Below are 25916 nucleotides of genomic sequence, written 5' to 3'. Positions count from 1 at the left end.
ATTAAGAAAAGCAAATTTTTGGGCAGGTTGCCCTCTTTTATTGGATTCTAGAAACTCTAATGTCTCTATTGGTAGTTTCTTAAATCACTCTTTTTTTATTCTTCTAAAAAAAACAACGTCTTCGCCTCATGGCTGAAGTCACCCACCACATTTCTAAGCTTAATTCCAACGTATAAAACAAAAACTTGTGAAGATTTTTTTATTGATAATAATTAAAAATTTAATTAAAATAATTAGTTATTAAAGTTTCAATAAAAAAGGTTTTGTATGTCAATTTTTATTGCCAATCATCGCGATGAATTTCGTAATTATTTAGAGGGAATTAAAGCAATTAGCAGAGCGGATGATCTTTATTTGACGACTGAACTAACTAGTAGCAATCATCCGGCAAACCCCTTAAAAGTAGCTAAAGCCGTTTACGGACTAGCTAAAAAAAACCAACGCTTTTTAACCAATAAGGATATAAAAATTTTAGCTACCATAATAAAAAGCGTTGAGAGTAAAGGTCAAAAATACGCCGAGGAAAAAGAGAATGCTTTTATTGCTATCATTCAAAAAATAAAATCGTTGAATACTTTAAACACGCCCCAATCGATTCCTGAACTTCCTTCTAAAGAAGCTGTAGACAAGCAAGAGAAGGCTATTCAAGTTAGCGTTACCGATCAAGGTAGTCCTCTTCCCACTGTTCAGGGTGAAGTCATAGAAAAAACTAAATCGATAAGTAAGTTTCTTGAGATGGAGGATCTCCCTCAGGAAATATTTGAACTTATATTGAGTAACCTTGGAAGTGAAAATTATAAAAGCTTCTCAGAAGTAAATTGGAGATGGCATAAAACTATATTAGAGATTGCTAAAAAGAAAGAGGCCTTACTCTTCAAGAATTTTATTCAATTCATAATTGATTACTATAAAATTCAAAAAAAAACGGTTAACGAAAACTGTCTTTGGCAAAAATATAGGACCTGGGTATTTCTTAACAGCGTTTTTGATCAGAAAGCATTAGCCTATTTAGACAGCCTACAAAATAGCCTTAATTTTTCAGCGTCTTCCACACTTATTAAACTGAAAAGTTTGATTTATTGCGAAAAAATTAAATTTTTGATTGCTATGAAAGGATCCTGGGGGCAGGGGTGGAATAAATTGTTTTTAGAAAATTTAAAAGAGCAAACCAAAGCCTTAGAACTGCCTTGGCTTTTTGAGGATATTTTTAGCCCTGATATAAACAGCCAGAATCACCTAACAGGTAGCATAGAAAAACTCATAAGTGAGAGTTTATTTGATAAGGTTACGGAGATTGCAGAATTATTGGATGAAAATCCGAATTTTTTAGAAGGGGTAACTTTAAAATTAATAGAACACGATCAATGTGAGCAAGCTTTTAAAGTCGCTAACAAAATACATGAGGACAGTCAATTTATCTTTCTGAAGATATGTGCGGCATTAGTAAGAAAAGGCCACTGGGATAAAGCAATGGAGCTTTCAAAAAAGTTTAAGAAAATAGGCTGTAGGGAGATTCGCGGTTGTTCACCCGAAGATCAAAAGAATATCGCCCTATTACAAACAACCTTCCATAAATTTTCCGTGGAATTAGCCAAATCTAGACAAGTTGAAAAAGGATTGGACTTTAAAAATATCATTCCTGACACACTTTTTAAAAATGAAGTTCTCACAACTATTTGCGATATGTTTGCACAAGCTGGTCAATTAGAGCAGGCGCTAGAAATTGCGTATACCATTGCTCATGAAGATAGCCAAAGTTTGGCTTTGGAAAATATTTCCCTTCTATTCGCCAAAGCTGGCCACTTAGAGAAGGCGCTAGAAATTGCGCATACAATTCCTAATAAAGGTAGCAAAAGTTCGACTTTGGAAAATGTTTCCCTTTTATTTGCACAAGCTGGTCACTTAGAGAAGGCGTTAGAAATTGGAAATGCCATCCCTTCCGAGGCTCTCTCACAAAAATGTTTTACACTCACCTACATTTCCGAAATGTTCGCCAAAGCTGGCCACTTAGAGAAGGCGCTAGAAATTGCCCATACCATTCCTGATGAAGTTAGTAAAAATTCAGCTGTGAGAAAGATTTCCCAAATATTCGCAGAAGCTGATTAAGAATGGGGAGGGACTTCCTGATAAATTTATAAGATTTTTTAAAAGAACAGAGATTTCGAAAGAGATCTAATGTGTCGCTTTCCTATCATGGCTCTAATAGGCTTCTTTCCAAAAGCGAAAAGATTGAAAATAGTAGGGGGTCCCGAAATTAGTAAAATTGAAAGCGTCGTGAGAATAAGCTAAGTGGTTTGCACGATTTGTGTAAAATCTTTTACTCTTGGGGCGCATCAAAGGGGAGTCTAAGAAATTAAAAATTACGAAAATTAGCCCTCCGCAAAGAGAGTAAATAACAGAGTTTGCCCTATGCCAAGACGCACGAATGTTTCAGCATTTCTTCAACTTCTTGAGCAGCTTGCTCGCCCGCACAGATTGCGCCTTCTAAACAACCACTCCACTCTTTAGCCAGTTCGGAAGATGCCCATAAAATACGCTTACATTTTGGTAAACGAGAAGTTCCAAAAGCTTCTTTAGCCATATGCCAACTGTTTGAGGAGGTATGACTGCTTTGGCCGCAGGAAATAAAGGGGTCATTTGTCCAGTTATATTCCATATATTCCACAGGATCCAAAGCCGCTTCTCCGAAAATGGTTGACCAAGCTTGCAAAATCATTTTTTTTCTTTCGACTTTATTTTTGTTTCCCCATTCAAGGGCTGTTTTGGCGGTCAAAACTCCTGATAAAACTCCCAAAGAACTATTAAGAGGAGTGTTGTCATTGGTTAAAACAGAAATCCCTTGGATAGTGATTCCATTGCCTGACCATCCCTGCTTTCTCCAAAAAGGTTGCTTGTAAATCGCTTGAATTTTCCATGTTTGCCCCTTTTCAAAAGCATTAAAGGCCTGAGAAAGGTTTTGTGGAAGGGTAGGGGGCAAAGAAAGAGTTTTTACGCGATTGGGGGGAATGCAGATGACGGCAGCCCGCGCTTTAAATAGACTGTCCTGTGTGTGAACGCAAATTCCTTCCCTATTCTGGGTAATAGCCTTGGCGGCTTGATTGTATTGGATGCGTTCTCCTAGGGCTTTTGAAAGGCGATAAGCTAGGATTTGAGATCCTCCTTCTATCCGATCAGCCTGGTTGCCCCCTAATGTCCAGGTTGGCAAGCCCTGATTGGTTTTAAAAAGCCACAGGATTTGCAACAAGGATATTTGTTCAGGTTCAATAGAGAAACCTTGGTTGATCATAAATCGGAACAGCTGCTTGGCTTGTGATGAGTGTAACCTTTGATCGATCCAATCTTGAAAGGGGATGGTATTCCAATCGATTGCATTTTCACAGGCCCAGGCTGAGGTGGGCCCAAAACCCTTTATCATTTCTTCAAGTTGAAGGATAGCAGAAGTGAACTCTTCTCTCAAAAAGCCAGAAGAATCCAGCGTTTCAAAAAGGGGATCAAGGGAGGAATGGAAGGCAAGATTGTGGGTCTCGAAGGAGAAAAAATGCTGCCCGCTTGTTTTTGTTTGGTAAGTTTTAATCCCGAATTCTTTTAGCAACCGATGAATTCTTTTTTGCCCCTCGCAAATATATTGCCCTCCCATTTCGAGGTAGGAAGAATCCTTTAGTTTATAATCGAATGCTCTTCCACCTGGTCTTGGGGAAGCTTCGAGTAAAAGGACGTTGTAACTATTTTTAGTGAGTGTGTAAGCACAAGTTAAGCCAGCATAGCCAGCGCCAATCACGATCACATCCATTTTAATAAAACGCTTTATCAGGCATTTTTGAAAATTCTTTCCATACTTCCACAGCTTCTGAGCGCATAATTTCTGTGAATTTTATTTTTCTCTCTGGGGGGTCCTTCTTAATTTCTTTTAAAAAATCCACATCCGCAAAGTTTCCATATTGCAAAGCATCATAGATAGTCGAGGCATAGTAAATGTGATCAAGATGAGCCCAATAGGCGGCAGCTAAGCACATAGGGCAGCATTCGGCGCTCGTGTATAAAACGCATCCTTGTAAATGGGGAGAACCTAATTTTTTGCACGCCTCGCGGATCGCATGCATTTCTGCGTGCCAGGTAGGATCGTTGTGCTTAATCACTTGATTATAGCCTTCTGCGATAATTTGCCCATCTTTGACAATAACCGCACCGAAAACACCGCCTGTCTTCTCTTCTAGAGAGGCTTTTCTGCTTAAGGCGATAGCGCGTTTCATAAAATCTTCGTGCTGTGTGTGATTCATCTAAACTCCCCATTTATGAATTTGGTTTATTAAGCAGGCTTCTTGCAAATCTCTATTTGTCTTTGGATAGGTTTTAGTTAATATGGAATGGTTGTGTACAAAATTTGGGGGAAAATTGTCAACCATTATGCTTAGATAAGAGGAATAAATAGCAGGAAGCCCCTTTAATAGACCTTAGGAGCGCATAGTTGAAGGTGTATTCAATCAGGAAGCTTTTGCCTCAGAAATGGCAACCATTTTGAGGCATTTGCTTTACATTCTTGCAACTTTCAAAGGAGAAAAATCCAAGAGCGTGTCATTGACGAGTAATTTCCTTCCGCAGGGAGAAAAAGCTATCTTCCAAATCTCCGTATCCTCCCACCTCCAGACGTTCGGCTCCGCCCTCCCATCGTCATAGTTTAGTCTCCCTAACCACCCTTCACTTTGAATATCCCAAATATGCACACTGGCACCTTGCCCCCCAGTTTGTCCCCTCTGAGTGCCGAAAGCGATGAATTGATCAGTAGGGGCGATAGCGATGTGCGAAACGCGCCCCATCTCAGGCAAAGGTACGATCCTCTTTAAGCATTTCCCTGTATTCACATCCCATATTTGCACACTATCCGCCGAGTCAACAGAAGTCACCAGCCATTGACTACTGGAAGAAAAAGCAGGATCACTATAACAAAGCCCGAAATCCTCACCACCAAAGGTATGTAAGCATTGCCCCGTCTTAGCATCCCATACTCGCACCGTAGAATCGGAAGACGCTGTGGCAATCTTTTGGCTATCAGGCGAAAAAACCGCTTTAGCTATAAGTTGAGTATGTCCTTTTAGAATATGCAACGGTTCGCCTGTTTTAGCATCCCATACGATAGGTGTTGCGCTAGCCTCTCCAGTGGGAAAGACTGTAACGATAGATTGGCCATTGGGGGAAAAAGAGAGGCTACCTGGATAACTCCCACGCTCATCTATAAAGGTTTTCAATATACTTAGGCACTTTCCCGTCTCGAGGCTGTATAGTCTTGCTGTATGGAACCAAAAAGTAACAGCAATTGACTGACCGTCAGGCGAAAAGGCGAAATCTCGTATTCTCATTGGCCCGCCTAATTCGTCTACGGGTTTTATGGATAATAAGCATTCCTTCTTCTCAACATCCCAAATGCAGAGCTGCTCAAACCGACGACGGGAGGGGTCACCCCTACTATGATCCAAAGTGGCGATACGCCTACCATCCCAAGAAAATGTTGAATCCTGACTAAAATGTGGGCAGTCCAAGCTAGATGTTTGTATCACTTTTAACGCTTTTAGATTAGCTTGTGCGCCTAAGATGCCTTTGAAGGGAGCTTCACAATCGTTTTCTGAGCTGCCCACAAGGCGAGATAAGTAAGGAAAGGTTTTGTGGAGTAAACGCCTCCACAAGCCCGTATCGTCGCTCCATAGCTTCCACTGTCTACACACTTGTTGGCTGTTGCTCAAATCTTTAGCAGAGAGGAAAGAAAAAATGTGAAGCCACACCTCGTTGGGAACGCTTGGGATAGCGCCTTCCCTTTCATCCTGTTGGCCCTCTCTTTGCGTATTCGGAGCAACCACAGAGGGGGAACTACCAAACACGTTTTGGACATAAGACATACACATCCTCCTTAAATAAAAGATAAGGGTTTAACATTGCATTAAGATCACTTGAGTTGTGAATAATGAAAATTTTTCCCTCAATACTAATTCTATATTTAATAAAAACTCAAGTGGATTTTAATTATTAATAATTAAAAACTTAGCTTAAAAATATGGGTGATTTTTAAGATAGGAGAGCGAAAGGATGAATAGGGGTATCTGATTGACGATTTCTGGCAAAGGTTTCAAAAAAGGGCTTTAGCAGGCAAATCGACTACAGATAAGTAAAACGTTCTAGGACTTATTATGAGGCCAGGAGAATCCATTGGACTTAATCCTAACACTTAGAAATTTGACATTCCTAGCAAACAATCGAGAGCTTTTGTGACTCAAGATGAACGGTTTTGTTGACGAAACTCTTCTAAATTCGCGTGCTGCCTTAACGATTGCCTCTAACGATTATGTAAGCCTGAGGATGGATGACTATCCAGCTAGCCGTATCCTTGCCAAAATCCAGCCAACAGATGGGCAGCCTTAAAGGCAAAGAGAATTTAGACTAATTGCCATTATAAGGAGAGAGGGAAAGGCTATCGTAAATGGGATTGGATAGAAGCTGCCTGCCTAATTTTCCAAAATGAATTTTTGATGTTAGAATCTTTTAGCATACCAAGTGTCCTGGCAAATGATTTGAAAAAAATATTTGTGTGAGATAAGGTTGCTTATACCATTTGTTGGTACTTTACCTTTTAGCTAATGTTTCTAAATAAATTAGAGGAAAATATGAAAATAGAATATATAAACAAAGAGCTTCCTCTTAATTATTCAACTCCCTCTTTAGCTTCACCTTCAGTTAGCGGGCTAAACCCAGAGAGAGAATACAAAGGGAAAACATACACGTTGCTAGGAAGCTCAGAAAAAACTTACACTTTCTTTCCTAAAATTTGGTTGGTAGCTCGTACTTTTGCTAAAACGATATTTACTTTATTTTTCGCACTTTTTTCTAAAGCTGCGAGGGATGACTGGAACGCTTGTTGGAACGGAAAGCGTACAGTAATCATTTATAGCGCTTCCTCCTATTTGTCTAACAAAATTTTAGCTGATCGAGGGAATGTAGAGGCTCAATATAATCTTGGCTTGATGCATGGGGAGGGGAGAGGAGCCACACAATCCGACGAAGAAGCTGTTAAGTGGTTTCGGCAAGCTGCAAAGCAAGGCCATGCAAAGGCTCAATATGCCCTTGGTGAGATGTGCGTAGAGGGACGAGGGACGCCCCAATCTGATAAAGAAGCTGTTAAGTGGTTTCGGAGAGCTGCAAAGCAAAGCCATGCAAAGGCTCAATGTGTTCTTGGTGGGATGTATGTGCACGGACGAGGAGTGCCCCAATCTGATAAAGAAGCCGTTAACTGGTTTCGACAAGCTGCAGAGCAAGACAATCCAATGGCTCAATTTGGCCTTGGCGTAATGTATGAGCAGGGGAGAGGGGAACCAAAATCTGATGAAGAAGCTGTTAACTGGTTTTGGCGAGCTGCAGAGCAAGGCTATGCAAGGGCTCAATCTGGCCTCGGCAAAATGTATGAACAGGGGAGAGGGGTACCACAATCGGATGAAGAAGCTGCTAATTATTATCGGTGGGCTGCAGAGCAAGGCGATGCAGAGGCCCAAACTAATCTCGGTAACATGTATTTCCATGGGAAAGGGGTGCTGCAATCCGATAAAGAAGCTTTTGAATGTTATCGGCTAGCAGCAGAGCGAGGTTATGCAAGGGCTCAAAATAACCTCGGCTTGATGTATGGCCAAGGTCGAGGAGTGCCGCAATCCGATAAAGAAGCTTTTGAATGGTATAAACGAGCTGCAGAGCGAGGTTATGCAAGGGCTCAATATAACCTCGGCGCGATGTATACCCAAGGTCGAGGGGTGCAGCAATCTGATAAAGAAGCTGTTGAATGGTATCGGCAAGCTGCAGAGCAAGATTATGCAGGGGCTCAATATACCCTCGGCGTGAGGTATGACAAAGGCCAAGGGGTGCAGCAATCCGACAAAGAAGCTGGTGAATGGTATCGGCGAGCTGCAGAGCAAGGGCACGCAAGGGCTCAATGTAACCTCGGTTGGATGTATAAACAAGGCCAAGGGGTCTCACAATCGGATGTAGAAGCTGTTAAATATTTTCGCCTAGCTGCAAAGCAAGGGCATCCGATAGCTCAATACCATCTCGGTAGCATGTATTTCGAAGGTCGGGGGGCCCCGCAATCAGATGTAAAAGCTGTTAAATATTTTCGTCTAGCTGCAAAGCAAGGGCATCCGCTAGCTCAATACCAACTCGGTAGCATGTATTTCGAAGGTCGAGAAGTTCCGCAATCGGATGCAAAAGCTGTTAAATATTTTCGCCTGGCTGCAGAGCAAGGGCATGTGTTAGCGCAGTTTAATCTTGCTTATATGCAGGTAGGTGGGGCGGGAGCATGATGTAGAGGCTGCTAAATATTCCCGTCAGAGGTGACATTAAGCCGAATCCTAGCTAGCTCAAATGATACTATAACGAGCTTTTAGGCCCTACCATCAAAACCTCTTTGGTAGTGGCTGATGAAGCCTATGCTCTTTATTCTCTGTGAAATTGTTTAGAGTAAGAGTGATCTGCTGCTATCTTAGCGGTCTTCTTTAACGATCATGCAACCCTGGGACCGGATTGCGATCTGGCTAAAGGCAAAAGAGGATTTAGAGTTAATTGCCAGGGTAGTACTAAGATGGCCAAATGGGCTCAGAAGAAAGGCATAAGCCATCGTAAATGAAGTTCGATTGAAACAGCCGGGCTGATTTTTTCAAAATGTCTGTTTGATGTCATAACCTTTTAACATACTCATATTCTGGGAAAATAGTTGAAAAAAAAATTTGATAGAGGTAAGATTGTTTATGCCATTTGTTAATGCTTTGCCTTTTAGCTAATTTTTTCTAAATAAATTAGAGAAAACATGAGAATAGAATATATAAGCAAAGAACTTCCCCCTAATTATTCAACTCCCTCTTTAGCTTCTCCTTTAGTGAGTAGACAAAACCTAGAGAGAGAATACAAAGGGAAAAGGTATACGTTAGTAGGAATTTCAGAAAAAACTTACGCCTTGGGACCTAGAATTTGGCTGGCAGTCCGCACTTTTGCTAAAACGCTATTTTCTCTATTTTTTGCGCTTTTTTCTAAAACTATCAGAGATGATTGGAAAGCTTGTTGGAATGGAAAAAGTACTATAATTATTTATAGCACTTCTTCCTATTTATTTAACAAAATTTTAGCGGAGCAAGGTAATGCAGAAGCTCAATTTAATCTCGGTTTCATGTATGCGAAGGGATTAGGGGTGGCATACTCTGCTATGAAAGCTGTTGAATATTATCGGCGAGCTGCAGAGCAAGAACATTTAGCGGCTCAATACCATCTCGGTTATATGTATGAATGGGGGCGAGGAGTACCACTTTCTTATGAAGAAGCTGCCAAGTATTACCGGCAAGCAGCAGAGAAAGGTTATGTGAAGGCTCAATTCAAACTCGGTAGCATGTATGAATGGGGGCGAGGGGTGCCAGACTCTGATGATGAAGCTGTTAAATATTATCGGCAAGCAGCAGAGAAGGGTTATGCGAAGGCTCAATACCATCTTGGTTGCATGTATGAATGGGGGCAAGGGGTACCACGTTCTGATGAAGAAGCTGTTAAATATTATCGGCAAGCAGCAGAGAAGGGCTATGCGAAGGCTCAATTTAGCCTCGGACTCATGTATACATGGGGGCGAGGGGTAACACAAGCTGTTAAAGAGGGTGTTAAATATTATAGGCGAGCAGCAAAGCAAGGTCATATAGCAGCGCAATGCTGGCTTGGCTATAGTTATGCTAAGGGGCAAGGAGTAAGACAATCTGATGAAAAAGCTGTTAAATATTATCGGCGAGCAGCAAAGCAAAGGGATGCGGAAGCTCAAGTGAGTCTCGGTTGCATGTATAAGGAGGGACGAGGGGTGCCGCAATCTGATGAAAAAGCTGTTAGATATTATCGGAAAGCTGCAGAAAAAATGAATGCAGCGGCTCTATTTAATCTCGGTTGCATGTATGAGGAGGGACGAGGGGTGCCGCAATCTGATGAAAAAGCTGCTGATTGGTATCGGCGCGCTGCAAAGCAAGGCTACCCAGAGGCTCAATGTAATCTTGACAGGATGTATGAGAAGGGGAAGGAGATTCTATAATTCGATGCAGAAGCTGTTAAATATTTTCGTTTAGCTGCAAATCAAGGGCATAGGATGGTTTAATCTAGATTCTGATTGTGTGCACTATACATGAAGCCCGTGAATTTCATATCCCAAATAAGCTTTTATTTTATGGGATAAATGAAATAGCCAAGACGTTTTATTTTAATAAGAGGTAGAAAGCTTGCTTGATAGGACAAAATCACTCGACAATGTAACCAGAGACAATGCCGTTATTTTTTTCTCTTGCGTTGCGTGTCGATAGAGTGGACCCTAAAAACGAGTTTATTTTGTAATTCTCCCCCTATTTCATTTCCATTAAACTAATGGGAGGAGTTCTTTGCTATTACTTTGCATGGTAGGTAGCCAAGCGAATTGCAGGCGCACCAGTGTGCTTGAGATATAAGCGATGAAGAACCCCTTAAAGCTCTCAAATGCTATTTTTTTCTTGTTTTATCAGCCTTTAACATTTCTTGAATGGCTTTTGTTAACTAGGCTAGAAAATTTGCTTACTTATTTGAATTTTTGTTGAAAATATTTTAAATTTTCAATTGTGAAATTAGCATCCGAACATCTCGATTTTTTTGTTTTCATTTATATAATGGTGGAAATAATTAAGGATTTAGTTTATGGAGACTATTCGATCTGCAATTTCAGCGATTGTTGCTTCCATTCAGCCATTTGACCAAGAAGAGAGTGAGCATATCCACTTCACTCACGGCTGGATTGAATCTGGAGCTTACCTTTTTCGAACAAACAAACCTGCACTTCCTCTTATTCATTTAGTTTCTTATTTTGTGGTCTTTGATCAGCGTAATAACCAAATTCTCTTGGTAGATCATAAAAAATCTAATTTATGGTTGCCTCCTGGAGGACATGTGGAGCCTGAGGAAGATCCTAAGGAAACTGTTAAGCGAGAAATTAAAGAGGAATTGGGAATTGAAGCCGATTTTATTTTTGACGATCCGATCTTTTTAACGGTCACAAATACCGCAAATTGCGAGGATGCGCATACCGATGTTTCCCTTTGGTATGTAGTTAAAGGCAATAGCGATCAGCCGTTGCGCTATGATAGGGAAGAATTCCATCAAATTCATTGGTACACTTTGGACAATATTCCCTTTGAATGCTCAGATCTTCACTTACAAAGATTCATCCATAAATTTGTTAGCTATCTCGCTAAATGAGGATAAATCCCTCGGTAAATTTGTTATTAAAAAAATAATGCATTTTTTTCGTGCAACTTTGCAGCCGATTGGGGTATAGCTATGCCTTTAAACAAAACAAGTGATACGGCTATGCGGCTCTATTTTTTCTTTCAATCTCTATTGCTTGCTTTCCTTCTTTTTGCATGTGAGTCTAAAGTTGAGAAGTCTCCCCTTCCAGCTGTAGAAGTCACACAATATGTGGTAGAACCAAAAACGCTGCCTATGGTGTATGACTATGTAGGCTTTGCGCAAAGCTCGCATGCTGTAGAAATTAGGGCCCGAGTAGAAGGGTATTTAGACACAATTGCTTACCAGGAAGGGCAGCTTGTCAAGGAAGGAGAATTACTTTTTCAGCTTGATCCCAAACAATATCAGGCGAGGGTAGAGCAATCCAAAGGAGATGTCGCTAAACAAGAAGCTCTTTTAGAAAATGCAAAATTAACCGTTCGCCGTTTAGAGCCCTTATATAAGCAAGAAGCCGCAAGTAAAAAAGACCTAGACAATGCGATTGCAGATAAACTTTCCACGGAAGCTGCTCTTCAAACTGCTAAAGCTCAGCTTTTAGACAATGAGATCAATCTTGGCTATACGACCATTCTTTCTCCTATTACAGGCTATGCAGATCGATCAAACTATCGCGAAGGGGCTCTCATGACCCCAGGGAATAATAATCTTTTAACAACCTTATCTGTTCTAGATCCTATCTGGGTGTATTTTAATGTATCGGATTACGATATTCTCCGTATCAGGCAAATGCAAAATAAGCAAGCCATTAACGTGCCCCAAGTTGGAATGACCACTCTCCCCCAAAATAATGGGTATGTGGTTGAAGGCCTCCGCAGTGATGGAAGCGTTTATCCGTATAAAGGAAAGCTAGATTTTGGCTCTCCCACTTATGATCAAAGCACGGGAACTCTTTTGATGAGGGCCGTGTTTTCCAATCCTCAGGCTGAAATTCGTCCGGGAGAATTTATGCGAATTAAAATTCATGGGATTGAACGCCCAAACGCGATTTTTGTCCCCAGGCGGGCATTGATGCAAAAAAAAGAGGGGATGTTTGTTTATTTGATTGACAAACAAGGAAAAGCGGCTGCTCAAGATGTAGCGGTGGGAGATTGGTACGGAGAGTATCAAATTATCACAAATGGGTTAGAACCAGGGGATAAAGTTATTGTGGATGGAATCAATAAAGTATTTCCTGGGATGCCTGTACATGTGGCAGAAAATTGGGCTTCTGCACAATCCTCTTCTAAGATCCCCTCTTCGAAGGAATAAACGATGTTAGCGAGATTTTTTATCGATCGTCCAATCCTTTCAACCGTCCTATCGGTTTTTATTTTGTTAGCCGGTTTGACAGCGCTTTTTTTTCTACCCATCGAGCAGTTTCCCAATCTTTTGCCGCCGCAAATTAACGTTCAAGCCTCTTATGCAGGAGCAAGTGCGCAAACTGTGGCTAATTCGGTAGCGGCTCCATTGGAGCAGCAAATTAATAGCGTAGAGAACATGATCTATATGTACTCGAATAGTTCCTACACAGGGGATTATAGTTTAAATGTCTTTTTCAATATTGGGACTGACATTGAAGAAGCTTTAATTAATGTTCAAAATCAGGCCAATATTGCGCGGCCGCTTTTACCATCTGAAGTGCAAAAAAGTGGCGTGACGATTTTAAAGCAAACGCCTTCAATCCTGCTAGCCATTGGGCTCCAATCTCCCGACGATCGGTATGACGAAATCTTTTTAAGCAATTATGCCACTGTAAATATTGTGCAAGAGCTTCAGCGCACTCCTGGAGTCAGCAGCGTTTCCATTATTAATGATCGCACCTATGCTATGAGAATATGGCTCGATCCCGCATTATTAGCCAAATATGGGTTATCGACCGACGAAGTGGCAAGTGCAATTGTGGAACAAAATTCGGAATATTCAGTGGGTCGCCTTGGGGAACCTCCAACCGAAGGCCCTACTGAATTAACGATTTCGATTACCAGTACAGGGCGCCTAAGTACCCCTGAAGAATTTAATCGGATCATTTTGAAAGCTAATGCCAATGGCTCAATGGTTTACCTTAAAGATGTGGGGTATGCCGAATTAGGAGCCCAAAATTATAATGTAGCCAGTAAGTTAAATGGTGTTCCCACTATTTCCATCGCTGTTTTTCAACAGTTTGGAGCAAATGCTCTCCAGGTAGCTCAGAATATCAAAAAGAAAATGGAGGAGATTGCTAAAAATTTCCCTCAAGGAATCACCTATTCCATTCCTTATGATACCACTAAATTTGTGAATGCCTCTATTCGGGAAGTGCTAAAAACGATTGTGGAAGCTGCCATCCTGGTTGCATTGGTGGTTTATATCTTTTTGCAAAATTTGCGTTTAACAATTATCCCCTTGCAAGCCATGGTCGTATCAATTGTTGGAGCTTTTGCAGGCATGCTAGTCATGGGGCTTTCTATCAATACTTTAACTCTATTTGGAATAGTTCTAGCGATTGGGATTGTGGTGGATGATGCGATTGTTGTCATTGAAAACGTGGAACGCAATATGCGCCTCGCTAAGGCCTCTGCCAAAGAAGCTGCTTACCAAGCTATGCATGAGGTAACGGCTCCTGTGATTGCTATTGTGTTAGTGTTATGTGCAGTCTTTATTCCCGTTGCATTTTTGGGAGGAATTACAGGACAATTATATAAGCAATTTGCTTTGACTATTTCCATTTCTGTTATTATTTCAGGGTTCGTTGCTTTAACTTTAAGCCCTGCCCTATCTGCCATTTTGGTTAAACCCCAGGAACAACCATCAAAATTTGCCCTTTACTTTGATCGCTTTTTCGACCGCTTCACGGGATTTTATGTGAGAGGAGCGAGCTGGCTTATGGAACGCCCTTGGGTGGGAATAGGGAGCTTTTTAGCCTTATGCGGCGTCACGGGGCTTCTCTTTTATGCAGTTCCCACAAGTTTTATTCCTGAGGAAGATCAAGGATATCTGATCGCTATGGTTAACATGCCTGAAGGGGCTAGCCTAAATCGCACCGAGGAAGTTTCGGCTAAGACTGCTCAAATTGCCTTGGCTAATCCTGCCGTTGAAGAAAATTTTGAATTAACAGGGTATAGTTTTATCGATAGCCTAAATCGCACAAATCAGGGATCGAGTTTTATTGTCTTAAAAAATTGGGACGTACGAAAAAACCCCAAAGAGCATGCCGAAGCTGTCTTGATGGATTTATCTAAAAAATATAACCGTATTCCACAAGGACAGACCCTCTTGTTTAATCCTCCTGCTATTCAAGGATTAGGGACGATTGGAGGATTCGAATTTTGGATCGAAAATAGGGGAAAGGGGGATTACGCGTATCTTCAAGAGATTACCCAAAATTTCCTTTCAAGAGCTAGGCAGCGGCCAGAGCTTGCCAATCTTATTTCTTCAATCAACGCGAATGCCGCTCAACTTTATATTGATGTTAACCGAGACAAAGCTCGCTCTCTTGGCGTTTCGATCAGTGAGATCTATAGCTCTTTACAAAGCTTTTTCGGATCTTATTATGTCAATAATTTTAACATGTTTGGGCGAGTTTATCGAGTGATGATTATGGCCAAGTCCCGGTTAAGAGAAAACCCCTTGGATATTGAGCAGGTGTATGTCAAATCTTCTCAAGGTCAAATGATTCCTTTAAAATCTCTTGTCACCATCAAAAATGTCTCGGGGCCAAATCTGGTAAGTCGATTTAATTCTTTTCCTTCAGCCAAAGTGAATGGAAGCGCAACTCCTGGCTATAGCTCAGGGCAGGCTATGCAAGCGATGGAGGAGGTAGCAAGAGAAGTCTTGCCTTCTGATATGGCCTTTGCATGGGGAGGAGAATCTTACCAAGAAAAAGCAGCAAGGGGCACTTCGACTAACATGCTAATGGCTAGCCTAGTGATGGTATTTTTAATTTTGGCCGGACTTTATGAAAGATGGAATATTCCTTTAGCAATTGTATTAGCTGTCCCTTTCGGAATTTTTGGCTCCTTCTTCGCAATATGGTTAGTGGGGATGAGCAATGACGTTTATTTCCAAATTGGGTTAATTACGATCATTGCTTTATCGGCCAAAAATGCGATTTTAATCGTGGAGTTTGCGATGATCAAGCATGAGGAGGGGATGTCGTTTAAAGAGGCAGCCATTGAAGCGGGAAGGCTTCGTTTTCGAGCGATTCTAATGACCTCTTTAACATTTATTTTCGGCGTGGTTCCTTTAGTACTTAGTTCAGGAGCTGGTGCTAATAGCCGCCACTCTGTCGGCATGGGGGTTATGGGAGGGATGCTTGCGGCGACTTTCTTGGCGATATTCTTTGTTCCCTTATTTTTTAATCTGATTGCGAGCTATTCAGAAAAGAAAAAAAATGTTTTCGGAGTTCAAAAATGAGGCGATGGGCATCGATTTTATTGGGGTTTATCTCGCTGGCAGGATGCATGCGTCCCCATTATGATCGGCAATATGTCAAGCTGCCGGACCAGTGGAGGTGGCAAAATAATGAAGAGAGCACTTTAAACAATATCGGCTGGTGGGAGCAGCTTGAAGATCCTGTATTAAATGAATTGATAGCTATTGCTCTTAAAAATAACCAAGATTTGCAAGTTGCCATCAAGCGAGTATATGAATATTATGCCTTATATCGGGTGACAAACGCTCCCCTTTTTCCCTCTCTTACAGGAAACACAGGCTATAACCGTTCCAAAAGCTCGATCGCTTTGCCTACCACCCCTGCATCTGGCCAAAATCTCGGCTCAACTAATTCTACTACTTCTGGATCGGGAATTCAGCGGATCAATCACGATTTTTTGGCTTCCTTAAACTTAAATTGGGAATTGGATTTTTGGGGCCGCCTTCAAGGGGCTTCCGATGCAGCTTATGCTGATATGTTAAGCCAAATTGAAGCTAGGCGCATGGTAACCATTACCGTGATTACCTCTGTGGTCGATGCCTATATCACTTTGAGAGGGCTTGATGCGCAACTAGAAATTTCTAAAAAAAACTTACAATCTTGCACAAAATCCTTAGGACTTGCCTTCAATCGCTACGAGGTAGGGGAGACTTCTCAGCTAGAAGTAAGGCAAGCGGAGTCTGAAGTTAAAACAGCCGCTATCAGTGTGCTTGAGTTGGAACGGAGCATTCCTCAGCAAGAAAACCTGATTAGTGTTTTATTAGGAGAGAATCCTCATCCGATTTTGCGAGGAAAAACTCTAGACACCTTTCACTATCCCGAAATAATCCCCTTGGGACTTCCATCGGACTTGTTAACGAGAAGACCTGATATTGTCCAAGCGGAATATCAGTTGATGGCAGCTAATGCGCATGTCACAGAAGCGAGGGCTTTATTTTTTCCTCAATTTACCTTGACGGGCATCTACGGGAGTGAAAGCAATCGAATCAGCCGTTTTCTCGCTTCTCCCGCTGAATTTTGGCAATATGGGATTTCTGTTGTACAGACTCTTTTTGATGCAGGCAAAACTTACTACCAAGTTGAAGCTGAAAAAGCTCGGCGAGATGAGCTTTTATTTACTTATAGGCAAACCATTTTAACAGCATTCCGGGAAGCTAATGATGCCTTGATTGCTTGTCAAAAAAATCAAGAACTAGTGGCTGAGCATACCAGCCAGGTTAAAGTTTTAAGTGATTATCTTCAGCTTGCCAATCTGCGTTATGTAGAAGGCGAAGTGGACTATTTAACAGTCCTCGATGCAGAAAGATCGCTTTTTAAGTCTCAGCTAGATTTAACCCAAGTCCAGACTGAAAATTTTAATGCGATGGTAAAATTATACAAAGCATTAGGCGGTGGTTGGGTAACTGATGCGGATAAGGTGGCCATTCATCACACGCCTTCTATTTTGGCTAGATAAATAGGGGCTTATTTTTAGAAACGAAAACTTTATCGAAAGAAACCCTTTTGCAGCCAATTGAAAAGCCATTTGAAAACCCGAAATAAACTCCAAGATAGAGCCGATCCATAGAGGGAATAACCTAGATAGCTATCTTTATTTGCCATATTTAGATGCTGGGCAGCCTATTCCCACTAAAGAGCAAGAAAAGTGAAAACAAGCAGGGATAATCCACCGGCTTATTCTGCCTGCGAGGTTTAATTTTTGGAGCCTAACATTTTGCTCTGCTCGGTTGGCGATGCTCGCGTAAGAAGGCAAATTCTTATTTTAATATATAATTCATTGGTCCACATGGTCCGGACTAAACAAGATAAAAGATTTGACTTTTGGTTTTCAGCTGATCCTAAAGGGCTCGTCATTACGGTTTTTACCGTTTCTTCTAGATTGGTTAAAGGCTTAGGAGGCGCTTTATGCCCCTGCCTACACCCGTTTGCTTTAAGCTAACTTCCAAAGCCATTGCAACAAGTTGGCAGAAAGGATATACGCAAAGGTAAACGAGGTAAGTTTGCCTGCGAAGGGAGCCTATCAAGCCATCCTTCCGCAGTGGCGCCATTGGCCAATATAAGAAGAGGTCAAAAAAATCGTGGGGGAGGCTGGTGGGGCAGTAAGAACTCCGAGAATCTTCCGCATGGAGCTAGTTGTGGAAGGTTTAGGAAGGCATCCAAAGGTTATTTTGCCTTGAACGCCCATTTACATCCTCAGCATCTGTAATTTCAGCTGCTCTTACAGCTCGGGTGAAGCCTCTATAGGGACTGCAGGGGCCGATTTTTCAGCAGGCTTAGAAGGAACTGGACAGCCTTTTAAAGTCGATAGGTGGATGGGCATAACAAAAACGAAAAAAAGCAAAAGAAAAGCGGGGATCTTCATAGCGATTGAATTCTCACATGGATATTTGAATTTTTATATAGCTTAAAAATTCGGAAAAGGAATTTTTAAAATTTTGATATAAAAATTTTAGAGATTTATGGTAAAGAGATTTTTACGGTCTTTGCGATTTAATCCTATCTGAACTTAGTAAAAACAGGAAGGAATAACTCAGGTAAAGTTTATCTTACATGGGCGTGTGTTAATTCTTAAAAATGATTGCTTGTCGTTGTGAGGCTGGAGAGGAGGCACGTCAAAAAAGTAAAAATTAAGAAGAAAAACGCCTCCCAGCCTTGCGAAAGTTTGATCGCGAATTTAAAGTTTTTAAACAAATGAAAGGATTATGGAAAACGTTCTATTTATAAAAAATCTGCATGAAATCCGTTCTGACCCCAAATGGGAAGAGAAGATCGAATTTAAAAATAAAGATAAGCTTATAGATGAAAATCGTCTCCCTGTAGGCGAAGATTTTCGTAAAAGACATTATAAGCTTGTGGCTAAAAAGGTTCGTATTTTTTCAAACCAAGAAATCGCCTTGAGGAAAATTTGTGGACTATTTTTTATCTTTATTTCATTTGGCCTAGCTTATGCCTCTGCTCGCTTTCGAAAATTTATGGCTAAGAGAAAAACGAGCATTCATTACGCACTTCTTATTGATCCTGCCAGAGGAAATTTTGAAAAATTGGCACGCATAAGTGTTAAAAAAGAACCCCTTTTAAAAAATACAGAGTTAGATTTGGACAAGGATGATGGAGAAGATTTGCCAGATATTTTAACTCTTACCATAGATGCAGATGGTCCCTTAAACAAGCCCTTATCTACTAGTAAATTTTTTTCTGAAAAAGAAGGGACCCTCTCCGACAACCAAATTGACATGTTTGGCTTCAAATTTTTGGAAATTCCTCTTTCCCACTTTATGAATGATAAAGATTCTTCCAATCCTTATTATTCACTTTTAAACAGCTCTGCAGCAGAATTATCAAAAGATGCGATAAGCAAGCGACTAGAAATGTTTGAAAGAGCCATTCAGCTTAAAAAAAGATTAAAAAGAATTCCTGATTGCAAACTTATTTTACGTGATTTTCTGCAAGGATGGAAAAATTCCCCCTTAAAATATGCGCTTGCTTCAGATGAAGAATTTACCAGGTTAACTTTAGAAAATATGCAAGGCTTCGAGCCCGAATTTATCGAAAGGGTCATACGAAAGCGCCTCATAAAATTGGCTGCAACAAGCCGACAAGAATTAGAGCCGTCTATTGTGTCTTTTGATGGTCTTCTACAGCTTTCTTTAATCCAACTTTACAAATTGGAAGGCAGATGGGTTAATCAATGGATGGGCCATCTTCCTCCGATGGCATTTATTTTATTTCCTAATTCGATTATTAAAGATTTGAATACAAAATGGATGTCAGAAGATCAAATTGAAACGTTTTTTCTCGCAGAAGAGCGTGTGCATCTGCTCTCTACCGCACAAGTGGATCGTTGCCTAGATAAAATTCCGCCGAAATTATTTACTCGCCTGAGTGATGAGCAAATTTTCGCCTTAAATTTTGTTTATATTAATCAAGAAATTTTTAACGAAATTTTTAAGAATTCCAAGCGCGGTAAAACTCTTTTACAATCTTTAAAGCCGCCTCAGCTAAACCAACTATGCCCCTATTTTACAGGCGAAGAGTGGAAAGGATTGAAAGAGGAACAAATTTTGTCTCTGGATTATAGCTTAATGACTCAAGCGGGTTTTGAGGCTATTTTTAACGAGTTTTCTATTCCAGAGTTATTTCAAAGGCTGGCTCCTTCTAAAGTTGAGCTAGTGATGAAATATTTTACTCTTCGACACTGGAGTAAATTAAGCACAGACCAGCTAATCAAGTTAGATTTTTCTGAAATTGATCCAGATGTTTTAAAGACGTTTTTTACTCAAACAAAAGGATATGACCTGATAAAGTCCTTGAGTCTCGCGCAAATTTATCGCGCTCATTCCTATTTTTGTACGGGCCATTGGAAACACTTAAGTCGAAAGCACATTATCCATTTTAACTTTGCTAAATATCCCATTAATCAAGAAATTTTTAACGCCATATTCAGAGAAGAGGAAGAAAAATGGAATCTGCTCGGAAAATTACCCTTAGCGACTATAAATGTGCTTAGCCAATATTTTACGAAAGGAGATTGGGGAAAACTCAGCCTAGAAGTATTGGGTCAATTTGATTATTCAAAAATTGATCAAGCTATTTTTGACGAAATTTTCTCCCAACAAAACTCGAATTTTCAAACACGGATCCAAGCTTTGCCGGTGGAAAAACTTTATCAACTTTTTCCCTACTTTTCAGAAGGCCATTGGAAGGCTTTAAAAGATCAGCAAATATTGAATTTTGATTATTCTCAACTTAAAACGCAGGAAAATTTTGACAAAATGTGGCCGGTGGAAAGCAAAAGGACTGAGACACTTTTGCCTAAACTGACAAGCGTCGCTTTTTTGAAGGCGCTACCCTTTATATGCGGAGAAAGAAGAAAGTGGCTAACTGGAAAGCAAATAGGTTGGATGCAAGAGAGAGAGAAAAAGTAAACCATTTAAGTGAAAACAACCAAGCTATAAAAATCCTAGAGACTATTATTTAAGTATAAAAGGAAGAAATCTTTGCTAAAGAGGCATTCCTGCTTTTGCAAGGGATTCATCATGAGGCTTATGAGGCCAAGCGTATAATCCCTATGCGCCCTTTTAGCTTGCCTGCCGCAAGCTTTAAAATTGCGCAATTTTTCTCCAATCAAAATTTTTGAATGAACTGGAAGAACTGCTCTTCTTTTGATAAGGGAATAAATCCTTACTCCAAGGGGGAAAGAGCGATCTTTTTGCTGCTCATACTTTTTTGCCAATCATCGAGGGAGATAAAGTTGTACAAAAATTTTGAGAGGTGGGGAGGCTCTGCAATCTGGATTAGGCTTCTATAGCCAAATTAAAAACAAAGATCAAAAAAGAAAAAAGGAAGGCATGAACTTCTCTTTAGCTTGCTAATATAATTGCACTATTTTAAATTATTCTTTAAAATAATCCCCATATTTTAGCGTCTAAAACTTCTTTTAAATTTAAAAATGATTTCAAGTATGTTCAAGGGAATGATGTTCGCCTTAACCGCCTGTTTTGTGTGGGGATTGATTTTTATTATTCCCCAAACCATGGTTGAATTTAGCTCTTTTGAAGTGGTTTTAGGGCGTTATTTGGTATATGGCCTCCTTTCCCTGGGTATTTTTCTAAGCCAAAATAAATTTAGACAAAGCTATCCCTTATCTATTTGGCTTCGAGCCCTAGGCTTTTCGTTTGTATCAACAGTTTTTTATTATACTTGCCTAGTCTTAGCTCTGCGCTATTCGAATCCTACGGTGTGTACGCTTATTTTAAGCATAAGCCCCATTACAATTTCCTTGTACGGAAGTTGGGTGGAGCACACAAGGAATTTTAGGGGGTTATTCTTCCCTTCTCTGCTTATTTTATTTGGGTTGGTTGTCATTAATTTTCCCTATTTTAATAAGGTGCAGTCATTTTCCCACTATGGATTTGGGATTCTGGGAAGCTTTCTCTCAAATTTTGCCTGGAGCTGGTATGTGGTTGCAAATGCTAAGTTTCTAAAAAGTACCCCTCAAATGGCCTCAACAACCTGGTCTACTTTAGTGGGAGTATCGACGTTATTTTGGGCGGTTATATGGGGGATTGGACTGATTGTGTTTGGGAATGATTTTGAATGGGAAAAATATACTGTTTTAAATTCAGCTTTATATCGCTTTCTCAATGGTTGTTTAATTCTGGGGGGCGTTTGTTCGTGGTTTGGCGCTTATCTTTGGAATAAAGCAAGCTTGTATTTGCCTGTTACTCTAGCCGGACAATTGACAATTTTTGAAACAATTTTTGGGTTGTTATTTGTATATATTTTTGAACAAAGATTTCCCCCTCTGGAAGAGTTTCTGGGGATTGGAATCCTTTTAAGCGCTGTATTTTATGGAATTCAGGCTACAAACACACTCTCTCCTCAACATATACGATAAAAAGTTTCAGAGGCACACGCAGCTCTATCTGTAGGAGGAGCTTTTCCTTTGAGACCGCAGCGTCGATTTGATTTTTAAGCCCGCTTACTTACTAACTTGAACTGCTGCTTTTCTACTAAGCTAAAACTTTTTGGGGATCTCTGCATAGAATGTGGAAGCTTGCAGAAGAGCGAATGTGTTTATTGTAAACCCCTTGAATAAAAATTGTTTGTTTGTTAGCCTTTTTGGGAAGCAAAAACATATCCTGCAAATAGTAATTGGGCTTTAATGCAAAAAAATACGAGATTAATCACGCTACCTACCAGTGTAAGTTTCCTTATAGGAGATCTTTAACATGAGTGTTGCTCCTATGGACGAACAAAACGGGGAACCTTCTGACAAGTTAAGCAAATGGCGCAGGAGGTTATGGCCTGTTCATTATTCTGAAAATAAAAAGGTGTTTTCTCTTCTTTTCTTGAAATTTTGTGTCTCCTTCAACTTTGCGATTCTCCATGCAACTAAAGACACTTTAATTGTAACTCAGGGATTCGGAGCCGAAACCATCCCGATTTTAAAAGGCTCTTTTGTTTTATTTTTTGCATTTCTTTTTATGATTGTCTATTCAAAACTTAGCGATCATCTTTCGTCTTCTCAATTGTTTTATTTCGCTTTATGTCCTTTTCTTGCCTTTTTTGCTATCTATGGTTTTTTTCTTTATCCTAATCGAGAGCTCCTCTCTCCCACAGAATCTGCGGACTGGCTAATCTCTGTTCTCGGCGAAGAGAGAGGGCACTGGGTTGCGGTCTACCGCAACTGGATGGATTCTTTGTTTTTTCTCATGGCAGAGCTTTGGGGAGGGGTTGTCATTGGATTGCTTTTTTGGGGATTTGCCAACCAAATTAATACGATTAAAGAGGCCTCCAGATTTTATACCATTTTATCGGCTGGAGGGCATGTGGGGATTATCGCGGCCGGTTATCTGATTTGGTATTTTACCCAATCCTTTGTCAACCACTCCTATTTATTGACCATTCAATATCTCATGGGATTTGTGACCCTGGTTAATTTACTCATGTTTTTTACTTATTGGCTAATGAATCGGCATATTGCCAAAGACGGGATCCAAGTTATCGCTAGCAAAAAGAAAAATGCAGGCCTTTCTTTGAAAGAAAGTTTGCTCCATATTTTGTTTTCTCCAAACTTAGGCTGGATCGCTCTAATGGTGATTGGCTATAGCCTTTCTGTGAATATGGTAGAAGTTCTTTGGAAGGCCACTTTGAAATTAAAGTATCCTAATTCGAATGATTACCAAGCATTTATGGGGCTTATTTCTTCCATTACAGGCTGGCTTTCACTGTTTCTCTCGTTGTTTGCAGGCGGCAACATTATTCGCACTTTTGGTTGGAGCGGAGGAGCAAAACTTACTCCAATTGTACTTGGAACTGCGTCCGCTATTTTTTTAGGAACTTATCTATCCTACGCTTATTATGCCGAATCGCCCCTGGCTATTGGAGCAAGCGGTTTGACCTTAATTGTCATGTGCGGAGCTTTACACAATGTAGCGTGCAAATCCATGAAATATTGTTTATTTGATCCTACAAAAGAAATGGCCTATATTTCACTGGATGAGGAGACCAAAACTAAAGGAAAAGCCGCAGTAGATGTAGTGGCATCTCGCTTTGGAAAATCGGGCTCTTCGTGGATACAAGTTGGATTAATGGAATGCTTGAGTGTTAGCTCAGTTTTAAGTATTGCCCATTTTCTAACCCCCATCATTATCCTTTCTGTTCTGGCATGGCTGGTGGCTGTATACTTTTTAAAAAATCGCGTGCAAACTAAAATGGGCCAAAGCGCCCTTCAAGACTCCTTGCAGACAACTGCTTAATTATTCAAAAGGGTTTGCATTACTCAAAGAGGGAAATTTTTAATTTCTCGCTTTTCAAATTGAAAGGTCACTTTGCTTCCAGTAGAAACCATGTGGCCGGAACAAGCCTTTGCTTCTCTTCTCCCTAGATAGATACGTAAGATAGATACCTATCAAATATGGATTGAAAGCAATCTTGTAAGGTAAAGCTAGGGTTTACCATACCGGCCTCTAATGCTTCGGAGCTGAGAAATTGAAAAATGGCCTCCAGCGCAAGCATCTGTACTTCTTTTACCTATGTAGGATGCTTCTATTTTTCGGGGCTATAACTTCTAAGCAAATGTGCTTTTTTTGCATGGGCATTACATGGGCTATTAACCATCTTCTACGATTTTATAGGTCGTTCTATATCTGAGTCTCAAACGGCTGTGTTCTCATGCAACCTATCAATAAAATCTCCTTTTAACAATCATTTCGTTTCGTTCAACCGGTTGGGTAAATACGCGCGTGTAGTTTTCTTGAATGGCAGCCCGAAAACAAAAGTCGAGCGGGACTGATAGCATGGCTACGCCTTGCCAAAAGCTATGTTGAGACTGGTCATGATAAAATCTTGCTTGAATGCTTAAGAGAGAACCTAAATTTAGGCAAGCTCGCGCTTTTTCTCCCCACCTTTTTTTATGATGGTGGGAGTGGTGACGATGTCCACAAACATCTGTATAGTAATACCCTCCGATTGCCCCAAAAAGAGAAAAGTAAGGACATTTCCAGAAGGTGTGTCCTACTTCAAGATCGGCCCCTTTTTGGGTCACTTCAACGTGCTCCCATCCAGCGCAATACGGTCCCTTATATTCATGCTTAGCATGCCCGTCGCAATGGTTGCCATCTTTTAAAGGGAAATAGGCATTTAAACGCATTTCAAAACAAGGTGTCAAGAATTCAAGCCCAAATCCGCATTGATTGGCATCCATTTGAGCTGTCTTTCGATAATCATAGTACAGGTTGGCTCCAAAAATAAAGCCTGTCATGCTGTCTCTCCAGCGTAGACCGCCACCCACATTGGCTGCCCAACGGCTATTTTTAATGTAATGGGCCCTTAAATCTAAAAAAGGATAATAATTATTATAAGGGACAAGAGGGGCAAAAGTAGCCGTTAATGTGGAAAAGGACTCTCGAATTCCAATCCCTTCTCCAAATGTGTAGGCACCACGTAAATAGCCAAACTGAGAAAATTGGCACCCCTGGGATAGGGAAAACGCCTGATTTTCACAGGGAGGATTGTGGCGGGGAGAACGGAGAGATTTTGGAGGCGGGGGTATTTGCAAGATGGCTGGCTCGCCTTTAGCTTGATCGCTCAGCTCTTCATTCTTAGAGTAGGAGCTCTGCGAATAACCGGGATAATCGCATGGGAGTTGAGGCACAGGTCTTTCCTGATAAAATTTTGTTTGAGGAGAAGAAGCATTAGGAGTATGCCCTGGTTGCTGAGAAATAGGTTGCCCGTCATAGCGAGGATCATGGGAAGAGTCTCCATGAATGAAAGCGTGTCTTTGGGTATAAGAGGGGGAATAAATAGCTTGAGGATCTCTTTCATGTGTTTGATGAGGAGTATGGCCGTGAGAGGTCAGATTGGCAGGGGTTTCTTGTGGGTGGAGATTCGGCTGCTGACTCTTATAAGAAGGGGTTCTGTCTTTTTCCTCTGAATAATATTCCTCAGCTTGAAAGGAGTTGACAGGATAAGCCGCTTGCATAATCCCAGGATTTAAAATTGCTAAGCAAGCGACGGGCAATGTCATTTTAGAGGAAAATAGGGGGGATAACATTTTAAAAATCCTTCTTGAGGTTTATATGAATTTTAATCTGATAAGCAAGATTTAAAAAAAAGTCAACGATTTTAGAAGGAAAAGATAAAATAAAACATATTATAGCTTTTTTTCTAAACTTATGTTACCCTGGGTGTATAGCTTGAACAA

16 protein-coding genes are annotated in these 25916 nt (G+C 40.6%); 12 read left to right on the top strand and 4 right to left on the bottom strand.

Translation table 11 applies throughout. From position 1 onward, the window contains the following. Window positions 1–267 precede the first annotated feature (267 nt). Window positions 268–2106 carry an F-box protein gene (locus PARA125_RS07885; RefSeq protein WP_213158324.1) on the top strand — a complete coding sequence of 613 codons (1839 nt, stop codon included), beginning with the start codon at window positions 268–270 and terminating at the stop codon, window positions 2104–2106. A 301-nt stretch (window positions 2107–2407) separates the two neighbouring features. Here the strand turns inward: PARA125_RS07885 and PARA125_RS07880 are convergent, their stop codons facing one another. The 3 genes from PARA125_RS07880 to PARA125_RS07870 all read right to left on the bottom strand — a co-directional run bounded on the left by PARA125_RS07880 (window position 2408) and on the right by PARA125_RS07870 (window position 5888). Further along, window positions 2408–3790: a flavin monoamine oxidase family protein gene (locus PARA125_RS07880; RefSeq protein ID WP_213158322.1), complete on the bottom strand. Its 1383-nt coding sequence runs from the start codon at window positions 3788–3790 to the stop codon at window positions 2408–2410. A gap of 1 nt (window position 3791) precedes the next feature. Next, the gene (locus PARA125_RS07875) at window positions 3792–4277 is read right to left on the bottom strand and encodes a nucleoside deaminase (RefSeq protein WP_213158321.1); all 486 of its coding nucleotides are present in this window, start codon (window positions 4275–4277) and stop codon (window positions 3792–3794) included. A 252-nt stretch (window positions 4278–4529) separates the two neighbouring features. Continuing rightward, a complete protein-coding gene (locus PARA125_RS07870; protein ID WP_213158319.1) occupies window positions 4530–5888 on the bottom strand; it encodes an F-box/WD repeat-containing protein in 1359 nt (452 codons plus the stop codon). A gap of 376 nt (window positions 5889–6264) precedes the next feature. On the opposite strand from PARA125_RS07870, the gene PARA125_RS07865 reads away from it, so the two are divergent. From PARA125_RS07865 to PARA125_RS07815, 11 genes are all read left to right on the top strand, one after another. Next, window positions 6265–6408: a hypothetical protein gene (locus tag PARA125_RS07865; protein WP_213158318.1), complete on the top strand. Its 144-nt coding sequence runs from the start codon at window positions 6265–6267 to the stop codon at window positions 6406–6408. Between the two features lie 242 nt (window positions 6409–6650). Beyond that, entirely contained in the window at window positions 6651–8330 is a 1680-nt protein-coding gene (locus PARA125_RS07860) for an SEL1-like repeat protein (protein ID WP_213158317.1), read from the top strand. A gap of 503 nt (window positions 8331–8833) precedes the next feature. Beyond that, a complete protein-coding gene (locus PARA125_RS07855) occupies window positions 8834–10084 on the top strand; it encodes an SEL1-like repeat protein (protein ID WP_213158316.1) in 1251 nt (416 codons plus the stop codon). Between the two features lie 629 nt (window positions 10085–10713). Next, the gene (locus tag PARA125_RS07850) at window positions 10714–11271 is read left to right on the top strand and encodes an NUDIX hydrolase (RefSeq protein WP_213158315.1); all 558 of its coding nucleotides are present in this window, start codon (window positions 10714–10716) and stop codon (window positions 11269–11271) included. Window positions 11272–11352: 81 nt separating this feature from the next. Continuing rightward, a complete protein-coding gene (locus PARA125_RS07845; RefSeq protein WP_249274269.1) occupies window positions 11353–12567 on the top strand; it encodes an efflux RND transporter periplasmic adaptor subunit in 1215 nt (404 codons plus the stop codon). A 3-nt stretch (window positions 12568–12570) separates the two neighbouring features. After that, entirely contained in the window at window positions 12571–15690 is a 3120-nt protein-coding gene (locus tag PARA125_RS07840; RefSeq protein ID WP_213158313.1) for an efflux RND transporter permease subunit, read from the top strand. Beyond that, on the top strand, window positions 15687–17165 hold the full coding sequence (locus tag PARA125_RS07835; RefSeq protein WP_213158312.1) for an efflux transporter outer membrane subunit: 1479 nt from the start codon (window positions 15687–15689) through the stop codon (window positions 17163–17165). The genes PARA125_RS07840 and PARA125_RS07835 overlap by 4 nt, the downstream gene beginning before the upstream one ends. Window positions 17166–17408: 243 nt before the next feature. Continuing rightward, on the top strand, window positions 17409–17648 hold the full coding sequence (locus tag PARA125_RS07830) for a hypothetical protein (protein WP_213158311.1): 240 nt from the start codon (window positions 17409–17411) through the stop codon (window positions 17646–17648). Between the two features lie 763 nt (window positions 17649–18411). After that, entirely contained in the window at window positions 18412–20634 is a 2223-nt protein-coding gene (locus tag PARA125_RS07825; RefSeq protein ID WP_213158310.1) for a hypothetical protein, read from the top strand. 548 nt (window positions 20635–21182) lie between these two features. Beyond that, on the top strand, window positions 21183–22106 hold the full coding sequence (locus tag PARA125_RS07820) for a DMT family transporter (protein ID WP_249274268.1): 924 nt from the start codon (window positions 21183–21185) through the stop codon (window positions 22104–22106). 334 nt (window positions 22107–22440) lie between these two features. Further along, a complete protein-coding gene (locus tag PARA125_RS07815) occupies window positions 22441–23970 on the top strand; it encodes an Npt1/Npt2 family nucleotide transporter (protein ID WP_213158309.1) in 1530 nt (509 codons plus the stop codon). Window positions 23971–24395: 425 nt separating this feature from the next. Here PARA125_RS07815 and PARA125_RS07810 read toward each other — a convergent pair whose 3' ends face one another. Then, a complete protein-coding gene (locus tag PARA125_RS07810) occupies window positions 24396–25766 on the bottom strand; it encodes an inverse autotransporter beta domain-containing protein (protein WP_213158308.1) in 1371 nt (456 codons plus the stop codon). Window positions 25767–25916 lie beyond the last annotated feature (150 nt).

The organism is Parachlamydia sp. AcF125 (assembly GCF_018342475.1).
GTDB lineage: Bacteria > Chlamydiota > Chlamydiia > Chlamydiales > Parachlamydiaceae > Parachlamydia.
Note: the sequence above shows the minus strand (reverse complement) of the source record. Positions and strands in the feature narration are given on the sequence as shown.